We start from the raw sequence: 13,825 nt of genomic DNA, 5'->3' as shown, positions 1-13,825 counted from the left end.
GTCACACCACCCGCGCCGCAGGGCCGTCGATCGGTGCCACCAGCGCATCGCTGCGATGGCCAGCGGCACGGAATGCGGCCTGCATATCGTGCGCGGCGGCCACGGCGGCCGAGCGTTCTTCGAACCAGCCAAACACGCTTGGGCCTGCGCCGGAGATGCTGGCGCCGAACGCACCATGATCGAGCGCGGCTTGCTTCACGTCATAAAAGCCCGGAATCAGCGGCGCGCGGCGGGGTTCCACCAGCACATCGGATAGGCCCTCGCGTACCAGCGCAGCTTCACCGCGGTAGCAGCCCGCCAGCACCATCGCGAGGTTCGCGCTCTGCGCGACGAATTCGCCGAGCGCGTAGTGCCCGGCCAGTGCCGCGCGCGCCTTGCGCGTCTCCAGCACCACATGCGGATGCACGAGGGCGCAGTGCCATTCCGCAGGCACCGGCACGCGGACGAGGCGTTTGTCGGTGGCGAGCACCAGGCCGCCCAGCAGCATCGGGCCGAGGTTGTCGCCGTGGCGGCTGCCGCTGGCGACCACCTCGCCATCCATCGCAAAGGGATACAGCGCTTCGCGCGGCAAGGGCTCATCCAGCAATGCGTTGGCCGCCACGACAGCGGCAACGCACGAGGCGGCGGAACCGCCCATGCCAGAGCCCAGCGCGATGCCTTTGTGCAGGGTGAGTTCAAAACCGAAGGGCAGGTTCAGCCCGTGGATCATCGAAAGCAGCGCAGCGCCCGCCGTGTTGTCTTCCGCCTTGAGCGGCAGGGCGGTCACCACGCCGTGGATCGCGGCGATACGGACTTCGCGCTCGGGAATGCGGCGTACTTCGGCGCGGTCGCCGGCGCCTTCCACCGTGTGGCCAAGAATGTCGAAGCCGATACCGACGTTACCGACGCTGGCATAAGCCTCGGCGGTGGCGATAGCGGCGGGGGCGAGGGGCGAGGTGTCTTCTTTCAGCATGCGCATCGTTTTACTCCCATGGCGCCGGCCACGCGCAGCAGGTCGGTGAAGACCGCCGCGGCCGTGACCTCGGGGCCGGCACCCGGCCCCTGGACTACCAGGGCATTGTCGCAGTATCGGCGCGTCGCGAAACGCACCACGTTATCGGTGAGCTGGCCATGGGCGAAGGCGTGGCTGCGCTCCAGCACCTGCACGCCAACGGAGGCGCCGTCGTGGTCGAGCCGTGCGACGTGGCGAAGCACGCCGCCGCTGGCGCGGGCCTCCGCGAGCAGGGCCGCCATGGGGGCGTCCATGGCGGGCAGGGCTTCCATGAAATCGTCGCGGTCGAGTGACGCGAGTTCGGCCGGGACGAGGCTGTTCACCGTCACATCGTCCAGCGACAGCGCCACGCCGGCCTCGCGGGCCAGGATCACCAGCTTGCGCGCCACGTCCATGCCGGAGAGATCGTCGCGCGGATCCGGCTCCGTATAGCCCAGCGCGTGAGCCTCGCGCACCAGCGCCGAGAACGGTACCGAGCCATCAAAGCGGTTGAACAGCCAGGCCAGCGTGCCGGAAAGCATGCCTTCCACGGCGAGCAGCTCGTCGCCCGTGTCGATCAGGTCGCGCAGGGTCTGCACCACCGGCAGGCCCGCCCCCACCGTGCCTTCGTAGTGCAGGCGGGCGCCGCTGGCATCGGAGGCCTGGGCGATCGCTTTCCAGCGATCGATACAGCCGCTGGCGGCGCGTTTATTGGGGGTCACGACATGGATGCCAGCGCCCAGCCAGCCCGCGTAGTGGTCGGCGACGAGGTCGCTGGCCGTACAGTCGGCGAGGACGGCGACCTCGCCATGGTGGCCGGCGACATAGGCGGCGAAGTCGTCCAGGGCCACGGGGCGCCAGGTCTGCGCGCCGCCCAACCGGCCATTCAGGGCCTCGTCGTCGCAATCGAGCCACATATGCCGGCTGTCGCTGACCGCCCGGAGCCTCAGCTCGAGGTGGCATTCGCGGAGGAGGCGCGGCGCGGCATGGCGCAACTGGTGCAGGAAGGCCGTGCCGACCTTGCCCGGGCCGATCACCCCGACATTGACGACGAGCGGCTGGACCGCGGCGCGCTGCGGCGCGGCGCGGAGGGGAGAACGTTGTAAAGCGACGGCGAGGGACACGGTAAAGCCTCCTTGGGAGGCCCGTCATTCACCGCAAGAGGGTTGTCGGCTGTGGATCCCGGCGCCGGTCCTGTCCTGCGGGAGGTCGGGGCCGGCAGCGACATGGAACCTAAGCGCGCGCGGACTCCGATCCTCCGACCGTAGTGGTCGTGGTGGTGGTCGTAGTCGCGGTGGTAATGGACGCAAGCGCGCTGACCACGGAAGTGGCCAGGGTGGAACGCAGCGCGAGCGGGTTGAGAGACATGGCCCCGACGTTAGGCCCGCATTGTGCGGTGTGTCAAGCACCAGAAAGTCATAGGCGGGGCATGGCCGTCCGTGGCCAGGAAGAGACTGCTGCTTACTTCTTCGAAAGGTCGATGGCGTAGACGGCCGTGCCGTCGCCGTTGTCCTTCAGCTGGGTCACGTGCAGGCCCAGGCCCTTGGCGACGGCTTCCTTACCCGAGGCGGTGGTGAAGGTCACGGGGCCCTTCACCTTCACCGGCACGAAGGTCCAGGAGCGCTTGTCGAGCAGCTTCGGGGTGAGGGTCTTGTGCGCCTCGATCCACTTGATCACGATTTCGCGGTTGCCGTCCGGCGCGCTGAGTACCACCGAATCACCGTTCATACCCGGGAATTCGCCGCCGCCGTTCGCACGGTAGCTATTGGTCACCACGATGAACGGCTGGCTATCCTTCACCGGCTTGCCCTTGAAGCGCAGGTTGCCAATGCGCTGGCCTTCCGGCTTGGTCACGTCGATGGTGTAGGTCAGGCCGCCCTGGATCTGGTCGAAGTTGTAGCCCGGCATCTTGCCGATAAAGGCCTGCTCGCCTTCCTTCGACGGGTCAATCTGGTTGAAGCGCGTTGCCGACTTCTCCAGCCACGCCTTCACGCCGGCGCCATCGATCTTCACGGCACCCAGGGTGTTCGGGTAGAAGTACAGATCCGACGCGCTACGGATGGTCAGCGGGCCCTTCGGCACATCGGTGAAATCATCCGGGCCACCGAAGCCGGTGCGGAACGCCGAGGCCGCCGAGATCACCGGCACATCCTTCAGGTCCGGGCGCGAGCGGGCGAGTTCGTCGCGGGCGTAGTCGGCCTGCGCGGCATTCACGACGGAAATCGCGGTCATGTTGCCTTCGTCAGCGAAGTAGCTGCTCAGGTCCAGCGTGGTCTCGCCGATCGGCGTGTTCACGTAGGCGACGGCCGCCTGATGCGCGTCCTGCACCAGCGGCGCGATGGCCGGATCGGCATCGACGCATTGGCCCTTCTTCTGGCAGATCGGGCGCACCTGGCTGTGGCTCTTGTCCTTCTGCACCACCCAGCGACCACCCTCGCGGGTCATCGAGAGGTTGATAACGCCGAGATCCTTGCCGAAAAAGCCGCCCATTACCGCGGGCACGCCGCGAACGATGCCGCGCTTCGCATCCACATCCTTCATGCCTTCATAGCGCGGCCCCGGGAACTCGGTGTGCGAGTGGCCGAGCAGCAGCGCATCGATACCCGGCACGCCGGCGAGGTACCAGCCGCCGTTCTCCATCTGCGGGGTGTACGGCGCGGTGTTCAGGCCTCCGTGCAGGATCGCGACGACGAGGTCCGGGTGCTGGGCCTGGATCTCCGGCATGTACTTCTGCGCGGCTTCGACCACGCCCGTGACCGTGACCTTGCCCTGCAGGTTGCGCTTATCCCAGTCGAGGATCGGCGGCGGGGTGAAGCCGACGATGGCGATACGCAGCTCGGTCGGCACGTCCTTGCCGGCGGCGTTCTTCGCCATCACGGTCTTGGTGACGATCGTCCACGGCTTGAAGATGGGCTTGCCATCGCGTGCGCTATCCACGTTGGAGAGCACGAGCGGGAACTTCGGGCCGGCGCACTGCTGCGCGGTGACGCCATCGACGTTCATCGACGTATTGGTCACCTGGGCCAGGAACGGCAGGCCGTAGTTGAACTCGTGGTTGCCGGCGGTGCCGCCGTCGTAACCGATGCTGTCCATGGCCTTGTAGATGCCGAGCTCGGTATCGCAACCGATCGGCTTCACCAGCGCCTGGTAATCCGCGAGCACGCTGCCCTGGATCGTATCGCCGCTATCGAACAGCACCGTGTTCGGGAATTCCTTGCGGGCCTGGCGGATCAGCGTGGCCGTGCGCTCATAGCCGAACGACGGATCGTCCTTCTGCTTGTAGTAATCGTACGAAAGGATGTTCGAGTGGACGTCGGTGGTCTCGAGGATCGCCAGGTCGAGCGTGGCGCCATCGGCGACGGCGGCCGGCTTGCCCGCGGCGGGTTTATCAGCGGGCGTGCTGGCGCACGCGGCGAGCAGGGCGGCCGAGAGCGAGGCCAGGGCGAGGTGCTTGAACATCGAAAGGTTCCGTTTATCGGTGGATCAGGGGGAGGGAAGCTAGCAGAAACCGGTGACAGGCGCCTGCGCTCCTACATCAGGCTCGGTCAAGGGGAGCGTTCGGCTTTGGCCTCGTCGAAATAGGTGTAGGTCTTGCCGTTATCGGTCAGCTGCTCCGTTTTCAGGGTGAAACGGTAGCTGCTGCGGCCCATGGGGGTGCCGTCGACACGGCGCACGTCCAGGCCGGTGGCCGTGTCGGTCGTGATCGCCACCGGCTTCGCCACCAGACCATCACCGCTCCGACCTTCCACGCCTTCGCGCAACACCCGGCCATCGGCCTTGCCCAGGTCCACGCCGAGGACCGCGGCCAGGGTGGGCGCCAGGTCGACGTTGCCGCTCGGCAGTTCACTGCGCACGTTCCTGCGGAAGTCGGGACCGGTCATCAGCAACGTGTTGTGCACGTCGATAGGGCTGAAGCTGCCGTGCATGCCGCGCTCGTTGCTCATGCTGGTGTACACGGTGCCACGGAAGCCCTGGATCACGGCGTCGGGATCGAAGTCGTAGCTGGCGATGATGTCCGGTGCGCGCTTGTTCGCGAGATGCACGCTCGCCAGGGGCAGCGTGCCCGGGATCTTGCCGTAGCGTGCATCGACGAAGATGGCGCCGAACATCTCGCGCGATTGCAGGAAGCGCACGGCCTTCTCGATCCGCGCCCGATCGTGTGACGGCAGGTAGAGGTATTCGCTACCGCCATTGGGCGCGATCACAAACGCATCTTTCGGCAACTCAGCGGGCACCTTGTACGCCGGCGTCGTGTACGGCCCCGGCTTGCCGCATACGCGTCCGTCGTCGTCATAGCGCGTGGGGTGCAGCGGCTTGCCGTTGGCGAGCACGCCGGACATCACCGGCGCATAGACGCAGCCAAAGCCGTCGAAGGCCGTGAATCCCGCCTGGGTCATTTCATCGGCGAGACGAATGGCACCCGACGTGGAAAAGCCCCACTCGTTATCAACGCGGCCGACACGGCCATCGGCGATCTGTCGCAGCGGGAACAGGTCGCGCGGGCCTGCCACGTTGCTATGCGCGTGATCGGACACGATGACCAGATCGGTATCGCCATTCATGCCGAGTGCTTTCAGCTTCGCCTGCAACTGTCCGAGCAGTTCGTCCTGCGCGCGCAACGCCAGATGGAAGTTCGGCGAACCCACGCCGTATTGGTGCTCGGTGGAATCCGGGTTGCGCAACCAGACGAAGCTGAGGTCGGGCTTCTCCACGGGCAGGATGTACTCGAGGAATGCCTTCATCAGGTAAGCATTCGACGCTGTCGGGGGTGCACCGGCGCCGTCCGAGGCGTCCGAGGTGCTGCCATCCTTCAACGTGACCAGCGGCAACTGCGCGCTGGGCGTGCCGTTGTCCGGCTCAAGGTGGAAGTGTTCGTCGTCGTACGCGTGCACGATATTCGCTGGAAGCGGCAGCCCCGCCTTCGAAAGCGCTTTCGCGAACGACAGTGGCAGCGCCACGTTCTCGTCGAGGATCGTGCCGCCCTCGTGGACATCCTGCAGGAAGGCCGGTCCGGACTTGCCGACGACGGCGGTCTTCAACCCCTTCTTCCGTGCCCGCTCCAGCAGCGTTGGCGCTTGCAGCAGGTCGTGGTGATAGTGGTCATCGAGGGCGCGTAACACCGCGTAGTCCTCGGTATAGATGGGCGCCGCGAAATCGCTGGGTGCCCCCTTGGCATCGAAACCGCTGGCGCCCGGAGCCCAGAAGCGGTTACCGAAGAAGCCGATCGTGCCGGGGAACGAGCCGGTGGCGAAGCTCGAGGCATTGATCATGGTGAAGGTGGGATAGGTCGCGTGGTTATCCGCGAAGAAGGTGCCTTGCTTCACCAGGGCCGCCAGGTTCGGGGTGTCCTCCTCGCTGATCGCGTCGGGGCGCATGCCATCCCACACGAACACGATGATGCGGTGGGCGGCGCTGGCTTCGCCGGAGGCGAGGGCCAGGAGGAGCAGGGCGGTCAGGCGGGTGCGCAGTGACATGGACGGGTCCGTGCAAGGGTTCGCCATTGTTGGGGCGAAGTGTTGCAGTTTTTCGCAGCGGCGTCGTGGCGGGCGCCGTCTTGTCCGTTCCTGCCGTGCACCCGCGCAAATGCGACGGGGTTCACCGAACGCAGGATCCAGCGGTGCGCGTAAGAAAACGTACATACGCTGCCGCCACGCTCGGCGGCTTTCCTAACCGTCGAGTCCGCTGTCGATGAAGCTTTCGCGCTCCGCCCTGTTCCTGGCCCTTGCCGCCGCCGTCGCTGTCCACGCCCATGCCGAGGATGCCCCGCCGCCGAAAACCCAGGACCTTGAAGCGGTTTCGGTCATCGGCCAGGGCGAAACCCGCCAGGTGCAGCGTATCGTCCCCGAGGACCAGAAGGTCCTGCCGCCCGGCACGAGCCCTCAGAAGATTCTCAACCGCCTGCCCGGCGTGAATGTCGAATCGAACGACGCGTTCGGTGCCAACGAGGAATCGCAGTCGATCACCCTGCGCGGCTTCAACACCACGCGCCTGGGCTACACGCTGGATGGCCTGCCGCTCGGCGACAACGCCTACGGCAACTACAACGGCCTGAACATCTCGCGCGCGCTGATCGCCGAGAACATGTCCACCGTGGAGCTCTCCGAAGGCATCGGCGCCCTCGGTACCGCCTCCACCAGCAACCTCGGCGGCACCATCCAGTATTTCTCGGCCGATCCCTCCACGAAGTTCGGCGGCAAGGCCGCGCAGACCTTCGGCAGCGACCACAACCGCCGCTCGTACGCACGCATCGATACCGGCGATTACAAGGGCTTCTCCATGTATCTGTCGGGCGTGAAGGCCGATGCGGATATGTGGGCCCAGCCCGGCTCGAAGACGACCACCAAGCAGTTCAACGGCAAGGCGGTGTACGAGTTTGGCGATGGCAACCGCATCACCGGTTTCGCCGACACCTCGCGTGCCAGCCAGGCTGACTACGCCTATCTCTCGAAAAGCGGCATGAAGCGTGGCCTCGGCTGGGACTGGAACCTCTATGCGCCGGACTGGAACCGTGCGCTCGCAGCAGCCTACTGCGCGCCCGCGTACACCATCGGTGGCGTGAAGGATTCGCGCTGCGGCTATTCCGGCGGCGTGGATAACACCGACGATGCGTACTACCAGAGCCGTGCGCTCCGCCGCGACGATCTCTACTACATCGCTGGCGACTTCAACGTGGCCGATGGCGGCACCCTGCACACGCAGGTCTACCACCATGAAAACGCCGGTCAGGGCCACTGGTGGTCGCCGGGCCAGAAATCGTATCCCGGCACGCCGGAAGAACTGCCGATCAGCATCCGTAGCACGAACTACACGATCAACCGTAACGGCGCGATCGCCTCGCTGTCGTGGGACTTCGGTGCGCACCACGTGGAAGGCGGCGTCTGGTACGAGCAGAACGACCATCACGTCGAGCGCAACTTCTACTGGATCGATGGCCCGGTCAGCGACAACTACTACCTGAAGGATCCGGACCGCCGTCTGTTCGCGCAGGATTACACCATCACCACGAAGCAGGCCTACCTGCAGGACAGCTTCAAGGCCTTCGATGACCGCCTCTCCGTGGATTTCGGCGTCAAGAGCCCGCACACCACGATGAAGGCGGTGGAACTGCCGGGCGTCGAAAGCCCGTACGCCACCGGTACGCTGAAGGCACAGAAAGCACTGCTCCCGCAGGCCGGCCTCGCATGGAAGCTCGCCGAAGGCCAGGAGCTGTTCCTCTCGTATGCCAAGAACATCGCCTCGTTCCAGGGTGGTGGTGCCGGTGGTCCGCAGTCGGTCACGCAGGCCGCATTCGACGGTACGAAGAGCAGCCTGAAGCCCGAGCAGTCGCGCAGCATCGATGGTGGTTTCCGCAGCGTCGGTACCGCTTACGAGGCATCCGTCGCCCTGTACGACGTGAAGTTCGACAACCGCCTGCTCTCGCTCAATCCGTGCCCGAGCATTGAAGTCGGCACGCGTCCTGAGTGCAACACGGCCTTCGTCAACGTGGGCTCGGTGAGCAGCCGCGGTGCGGAGTTCACCTTCATCTGGAAGCCGGTGCAGGGCCTCCAGTGGTACAACTCGGCCTCGTTCAACCGTTCGAAGTACGATGACAACTACGTCGCCAATGGCGTCGAGGTGCCGGTGAAGGGCAAGACCACGGTGGATACGCCCAAGCGCATGTTCGCGAGCGAAGTGAGCTACACCACCGGCCCGTGGACCGCGAGCCTGCGTGGCAAGTACACCGGCAAGCGCTATTACACCTACACCAACGACCAGAGCGTGGCCGGTGCCACCTCGTTCGATTTCGGCGCGAGCTACGATTTCGGTGCGATCGGCCAGCTGAAGGCGCTGACCCTGGCGTTGAACGTCACCAACCTCACCGACCATCGCTACGCTACCAACCTCACCGCGTTCGCCGCCACGGATCCGCAGGGCCGTGCCCTCGCCTTCCACGCCAGCGCCCCGCGGCAGAGCTTCGTGACCCTTTCGGCGGATTTCTGATGATGAAGACGGCGCTATCCTTTGGCCTCCTTGCCCTCATGTGCGGAGCCTTGCCGATGACCGTGGAAGCCATGGATGCCCGTCCCATCGCCGCGAAAGTGCTGGTGATCGGCCACCGCGGGGCCAGTGCCCTGCGGCCCGAGCACACCCTGGCCTCATACGCCGTCGCCATTCGCGACGGCGCCGACTTCATCGAGCCCGACCTGGTCTCGACGAAGGACGGCGTGCTGGTGGTGCGGCATGAGAATGAGATCGGCGGCACCACGGACGTCGCCGCACACCCGGAGTTCGCCAGCCGCAAGACCACCAAGACCGTGGATGGCGTGCAGATCACCGGCTGGTTCACCGAAGACTTCACCCTCGCCGAGCTGAAGACGCTGCGCGCCCGCGAGCGCCTGGCCGATATCCGCAAGGCCAACACCGCGTTCGACGGCCAGTTCACGGTGCCGACCTTCGACGAGATGATCGAATTCGTCGCCGCCGAGGCCTCGGCGCGGGGCAAGGTGCTGGGGATCATTCCCGAGATCAAGCATTCCACGTACTTCCGTGGCATCGGCCTGCCGATGGAAGACAAGGTGCTGGCGACCCTGGCCGCCCACGCCTATACCCGCACCGCGCCGGTCGAGATCCAGTCATTCGAGGTGGATAACCTTAAGTACCTGCGCGGCAAACTGGGCAAGGACCACCCGAATATTCGCCTGCTCCAGCTCATGGAGGCTGGCGACGACCACCCGGCCGACCAGCCGACGCTGACCTACGCGGCCATGATGACCCCGGCTGGGCTCAAGGCGGTCCGCGAGTACGCCGACGCCATCGGCCCCTCGACCCGCAGCATCATCCCGCTCGCCGCGGACGGGAAGCTGGCGCCCGTAGCCCCGCTGGTCCACGACGCCCATGCGGCGGGCCTCGAGGTCCATCCGTATACCTTCCGCCCGGAAAACCACTTCCTGGCGGCGAATTTCCGCAATGGGGCAGGGGATGCCGCCCGCAATGAGGCCGGCTCCGTCGAGGAAATCCGCGCCTACCTCGCCACCGGCATCGATGCCTTCTTCACCGACGACCCGGCCCTGGGCCGCAAGGCCCTGGACCACCGTTGACGGGGGTTTTGCTGCACCCGCTCGGCGACAGGGGGGCTCCGGGCCCGTTATGATCCGCGGTCATTTGCCACACCGCGGGTCGCCCCATGTCGCTAGCCAGGTTCCTTCGCCATAAGTCCGTCGAGCAGTTGCAGGCGGAGGTCGGCAAGCGCACGGATTTCCGCCGGGTCCTGGGCCTGTGGCAGCTCACCGCCATCGGTATCGGCGGCATCATCGGCGTCGGCATCTTCGTGCTGGCCGGCCAGCAGGCCGCCGTGAACTCCGGCCCGGCCGTGGCGCTCAGCTTCATCATCGCCGGCCTGGGCAGCGCCTGCGCCGCCCTTTGCTACGCCGAATTCGCCGGGCTCATCCCCGTCACAGGCAGCGCTTACACCTACGGTTACGCCGTGCTCGGTGAGGGCGCGGCCTGGATCATCGGCTGGGATCTCCTGCTCGAATACGCCCTGGTGGTGGCGGTGGTCGCCATTGGCTGGTCGGGGTACGTGCAAGTGCTGCTCGCGACCGCCGGCGTGCACCTGCCGGAGTGGGCGCAGAAGAGCATGAGCGCCGACACCATGAAGTACTACTGGCAGCACGCGCTGGGCTCGATGGGCGTCTCGTTCGCCGAACCCGTCGCCGCGCCGACCGATGGCCACCGCTTCAACGTCATCGCCGCCGGTATCTCGCTGCTCGTCGCGATCATGCTTTCGGTCCGCACCGAGTGGGGCGCGCGCCTGAACACGCTTATCGTCACCATCAAGGTGCTCGGCGTGGCGCTGGTGATCGGCGTCGGCGCGTTCTACATCAATACCGCTAACTGGCACCCGTTCATCCCCGAGCGCGTGTTCGATGACAAGGGCGTAGGCCACTTCGGCTGGCACGGCGTGCTCACCGGTGCGTCGGTGGTGTTCTTTGCGGTGTTTGGCTACGACACGCTGACCACCGCCGCAGAAGAAGCCAAGAATCCGCAGCGCGACCTCCCCCGTGCGGTGCTGCTCTCGCTCGCCGTCGCCATGGCGCTGTATATCGCCGTCTCGCTGGTGCTCACCGGCATCGTCCCGTACACCTCGCTGGGCGGCGAAGCCTCGGTGTCCGATGCGTTCAACGCCATCGGCCTGCCGTGGATCAGCAACATCATCGCGATCGCTGCTGTCATCGGCGTGATCAGCGTGCTGTTCGCCTTCATGCTCGGCGCCGCACGCATCTGGTTCGCGCTCTCGCGCGATGGCCTGCTGCCCGCCTGGTTCTCGAAGGTGCACCCGCGCTTCGGTACCCCGGCGCGCCCGACCATGATCCTTGGCCTGTTCACCGCCGTGGTCGCCGGCCTGCTGCCCATCGGCGAGGTCGCCGAGCTGGTCAACATCGGCACGCTCAGCGCGTTCATCCTCATCTGTGCCTCGGTGCTGGTGCTGCGCGTGCGTAAACCGGACCTGCATCGCAACTTCCGCACGCCGGCCGTGTGGTTTGTCGCGCCGTTGGGCATCCTGTTCTCGCTGGCGCTCATCTACGGGCTGCCGTGGATCACGTTCGAGCGCTTCGCGATCTGGATGGTGATCGGCCTGGTGGTCTACTTCACCTACGGCGTGCGGCACAGCCGCCTCAACCGCGAATAACCCCACGCGTCGTGTAGGCATTCCCCTACACGACGTGTCGGCATTTTCTTACGACCTTCGGCCGATTGCTGAGGTCGGCTCGTTCTAAAATCCCTGTTCGGAAGCAATGCGGCCTGGATCGGCCACGAAACAGGGGCACAATGAGCAGTTCGCAGTATCAGGGGCGCGTTTCGCGCGTCCTGGCGGTGGCGCCGTACGCCGCCGTCCTTTTCGTCTTCGCACCCCACTGGGCCCATGCCCAGGCCGTGCAAAGCCTTGACCAGCAAGAGCAGCGTGATCGCGCCCAGCGCGAGGCACAGGCGCGTCAGCAACAGCAGGCGCAGCCTGATGTGCGACTGGATTCGGGTCACGCGACGGATTTCCGACGCGCGGATGTGCGAGTCGAACGCTGCTGCGCTCGGTCGTCCTCGACGGGTGCGTCGATCCATGTATCTAAAACTCGACTGTTGCGAATTGAGAAGGTGGCCGCGAAATGACCGCCGGCATGCGCAGAGTTGCAGTGATTTTCGCGCTGCTATTGACCAGTGGTTGCGCAACTGACCGCCTCTACTCTGCAGGCGTCGTTCAGTCCGCGTCGCAGCGTTGGACGGATCCCGTGCCGTTGTGTCACCGCACGCCCGTTGCCATGCCCTTGCTCAGCATTGTGGTGGATGCGGCATTTATTCCGAACGATCCTGTCTCTTCCTGTCTTCCCTCCAAAAATCCGATCAGTGAGGAGCGATCTGACAAGATCTACTTGGGTGGCGGTAGGATTGATCCGTCTGGCCGGGGCAGCTTTCCGCTTTCGTTCTACAGTGTGACGATTGATAACCTCGATGAGCGGACCAAGTCGCTTGGGCTTCGCGCCGAGGACATTCAGCCAATCATGAAGCATGCGACTCGTGATACACGGCAGGGTCGCGTTCTCTATTGGAGATATCACGACCCCATCTTCTCCAGACAAGAGACGATAAACGGTCTTGTTTGGACGCACTATGCATTCTCTCTGTACGACAGCTTGTCGGATGATCCGTCGATTCCTGGGATCAGCAAGGTCAGGCGAAACGAATTGATCGCGGAGTCGGTCAACAATGCTTCTGCCGTTGCACAGATAACTGAGGTGTACACCCACGAGATCGACGAGAGTCACTCCGTTATTGCCATTGGCAGATTCGATCGTGAGGTGATCGAGGACCCCGGCTGGTACGCCCAGCGCGTGGCGCTTCTCGGTCGCCTTGTCGGCGCCGTGAAAATTCGCGCGATCGATCCTGCCGATATCGAGTTCGAAAGTCATGTGGCCAGGAATGGCCGGTAGCAGGGGATTCATGAAGATTTCGCAGTATCGCGGGCGCGTAGGTTGCGCGCTCGTAGTGGCGCTTTGCATGGCGCAGGTTGGCTGTGCGACCGATGATTACTACTCGCCCGTGGTGCGTCACTCGCCGCCTGCGAGGTGGCCGGATCCGGTGCCGGTATGCACCACCGTCGGTAGATTGATATCGCAGCTGCACATCGCGGTAAACGGCGTCTATATTCCCGAACGCCCGGATCTTTCATGCCGCCCTCTGAATGCTGAGCCGGAATTCCTCGACGGTGACGACGCTTACATCGGCGAAGGCAAGGTGGACCCGTCTGGGTACGCCAGCTACGCGATGTCTACGTATCGGCTGACGATCGACAATCCCGAAGCGAGGCAAAGAAAAGCCGGGCTTGGCGGCGAGGATGTGAACCCCGTGCTGAATGAATCGGCGGGAGTTTCGCCGACTGGCTACGGAGTGCGCTTCTGGCGCCATCACGAGCAGATTTTCTCTCGAGAAGAGCGTATCAACGGACTCTCCTGGCGGCACTATGCATTCACTCGGTACGACAGTTCGTCCGAAGACCCAAGCGTTATGGGGCATTTCGCGAGGGAAGGATCCGTCGATATCGCTGAGCCCGTAAACAACGCGCCGGCGGTCACCGACATTGTCGAGGTGTATGTACACGACATAGACGAGGGCCACGCCGTGATCGCCAAGGGCCGATACGAGCGATTGGTCATCGAAGATCCGGCTTGGTACGCGTCTCGCAAGGAACTTCTGGAGCGCATGGTGCGCAGCATTGAACTTCGAGACGTAAGCGACGCCGAGGTCGAGCGAGCCCGCGATGCGGACAACGCCCGAAAGGCCGAGCGCCTGAATGCAAGAAAAAAGAAATCTTAACCTCGAGAG

10 protein-coding genes are annotated in these 13,825 nt (G+C 64.9%); 6 read left to right on the top strand and 4 right to left on the bottom strand.

Annotated features, from left to right (window positions below):
• Window position 1 precedes the first annotated feature (1 nt).
• The 4 genes from L2Y96_RS21255 to L2Y96_RS21240 all read right to left on the bottom strand — a co-directional run bounded on the left by L2Y96_RS21255 (window position 2) and on the right by L2Y96_RS21240 (window position 6,444).
• A complete protein-coding gene (locus tag L2Y96_RS21255) occupies window positions 2-958 on the bottom strand; it encodes a homoserine kinase (RefSeq protein WP_247330266.1) in 957 nt (318 codons plus the stop codon).
• Window positions 946-2,094: a homoserine dehydrogenase family protein gene (locus L2Y96_RS21250; protein WP_425492469.1), complete on the bottom strand. Its 1,149-nt coding sequence runs from the start codon at window positions 2,092-2,094 to the stop codon at window positions 946-948. Before L2Y96_RS21250 ends, L2Y96_RS21255 begins: the two co-directional genes overlap by 13 nt.
• 337 nt (window positions 2,095-2,431) lie before the next feature.
• Window positions 2,432-4,429, bottom strand: a complete 1,998-nt coding sequence (locus L2Y96_RS21245) for a bifunctional 2',3'-cyclic-nucleotide 2'-phosphodiesterase/3'-nucleotidase (protein ID WP_247330264.1) — start codon at window positions 4,427-4,429, stop codon at window positions 2,432-2,434.
• 86 nt (window positions 4,430-4,515) lie between these two features.
• Window positions 4,516-6,444 carry an alkaline phosphatase family protein gene (locus L2Y96_RS21240; RefSeq protein WP_247330262.1) on the bottom strand — a complete coding sequence of 643 codons (1,929 nt, stop codon included), beginning with the start codon at window positions 6,442-6,444 and terminating at the stop codon, window positions 4,516-4,518.
• Between the two features lie 214 nt (window positions 6,445-6,658).
• Here L2Y96_RS21240 and L2Y96_RS21235 point away from each other — a divergent pair, with 214 nt between their 5' ends.
• From L2Y96_RS21235 to L2Y96_RS21210, 6 genes are all read left to right on the top strand, one after another.
• Window positions 6,659-8,950, top strand: a complete 2,292-nt coding sequence (locus tag L2Y96_RS21235; protein ID WP_247330260.1) for a TonB-dependent receptor — start codon at window positions 6,659-6,661, stop codon at window positions 8,948-8,950.
• Between the two features lie 56 nt (window positions 8,951-9,006).
• Window positions 9,007-10,047 (top strand): glycerophosphodiester phosphodiesterase, encoded by a 1,041-nt coding sequence (locus tag L2Y96_RS21230; RefSeq protein ID WP_247330259.1) that lies wholly within the window; start codon window positions 9,007-9,009, stop codon window positions 10,045-10,047.
• An 86-nt stretch (window positions 10,048-10,133) separates the two neighbouring features.
• Window positions 10,134-11,639 carry an amino acid permease gene (locus tag L2Y96_RS21225; RefSeq protein WP_247330257.1) on the top strand — a complete coding sequence of 502 codons (1,506 nt, stop codon included), beginning with the start codon at window positions 10,134-10,136 and terminating at the stop codon, window positions 11,637-11,639.
• 140 nt (window positions 11,640-11,779) lie between these two features.
• The gene (locus tag L2Y96_RS21220; protein WP_247330255.1) at window positions 11,780-12,115 is read left to right on the top strand and encodes a hypothetical protein; all 336 of its coding nucleotides are present in this window, start codon (window positions 11,780-11,782) and stop codon (window positions 12,113-12,115) included.
• Window positions 12,112-12,933: a hypothetical protein gene (locus L2Y96_RS21215; RefSeq protein ID WP_247330252.1), complete on the top strand. Its 822-nt coding sequence runs from the start codon at window positions 12,112-12,114 to the stop codon at window positions 12,931-12,933. The genes L2Y96_RS21220 and L2Y96_RS21215 overlap by 4 nt, the downstream gene beginning before the upstream one ends.
• A gap of 10 nt (window positions 12,934-12,943) precedes the next feature.
• Window positions 12,944-13,816, top strand: a complete 873-nt coding sequence (locus tag L2Y96_RS21210; protein ID WP_247330249.1) for a hypothetical protein — start codon at window positions 12,944-12,946, stop codon at window positions 13,814-13,816.
• The last annotated feature ends 9 nt before the right edge of the window (window positions 13,817-13,825 follow it).

This window comes from Luteibacter aegosomaticola (assembly GCF_023078475.1).
In the GTDB taxonomy this organism is placed as follows: Bacteria; Pseudomonadota; Gammaproteobacteria; order Xanthomonadales; family Rhodanobacteraceae; genus Luteibacter; species Luteibacter aegosomaticola.
This window is presented reverse-complemented; position numbering and strand designations above follow the sequence as displayed.

Excerpts from the sequence above, each read along its gene's own strand:
- L2Y96_RS21215 (WP_247330252.1), top strand. The coding sequence starts at position 12,112 with ATGACCGCCGGCATGCGCAGAGTTGCAGTGATTTTCGCGCTGCTATTG.
- L2Y96_RS21225 (WP_247330257.1), top strand. The coding sequence starts at position 10,134 with ATGTCGCTAGCCAGGTTCCTTCGCCATAAGTCCGTCGAGCAGTTGCAG.
- L2Y96_RS21210 (WP_247330249.1), top strand. The coding sequence starts at position 12,944 with ATGAAGATTTCGCAGTATCGCGGGCGCGTAGGTTGCGCGCTCGTAGTG.
- L2Y96_RS21230 (WP_247330259.1), top strand. The coding sequence starts at position 9,007 with ATGACCGTGGAAGCCATGGATGCCCGTCCCATCGCCGCGAAAGTGCTG.
- L2Y96_RS21235 (WP_247330260.1), top strand. The coding sequence starts at position 6,659 with ATGAAGCTTTCGCGCTCCGCCCTGTTCCTGGCCCTTGCCGCCGCCGTC.
- L2Y96_RS21240 (WP_247330262.1), bottom strand. The coding sequence starts at position 6,444 with ATGTCACTGCGCACCCGCCTGACCGCCCTGCTCCTCCTGGCCCTCGCC.
- L2Y96_RS21220 (WP_247330255.1), top strand. The coding sequence starts at position 11,780 with ATGAGCAGTTCGCAGTATCAGGGGCGCGTTTCGCGCGTCCTGGCGGTG.
- L2Y96_RS21245 (WP_247330264.1), bottom strand. The coding sequence starts at position 4,429 with ATGTTCAAGCACCTCGCCCTGGCCTCGCTCTCGGCCGCCCTGCTCGCC.
- L2Y96_RS21255 (WP_247330266.1), bottom strand. The coding sequence starts at position 958 with ATGCGCATGCTGAAAGAAGACACCTCGCCCCTCGCCCCCGCCGCTATC.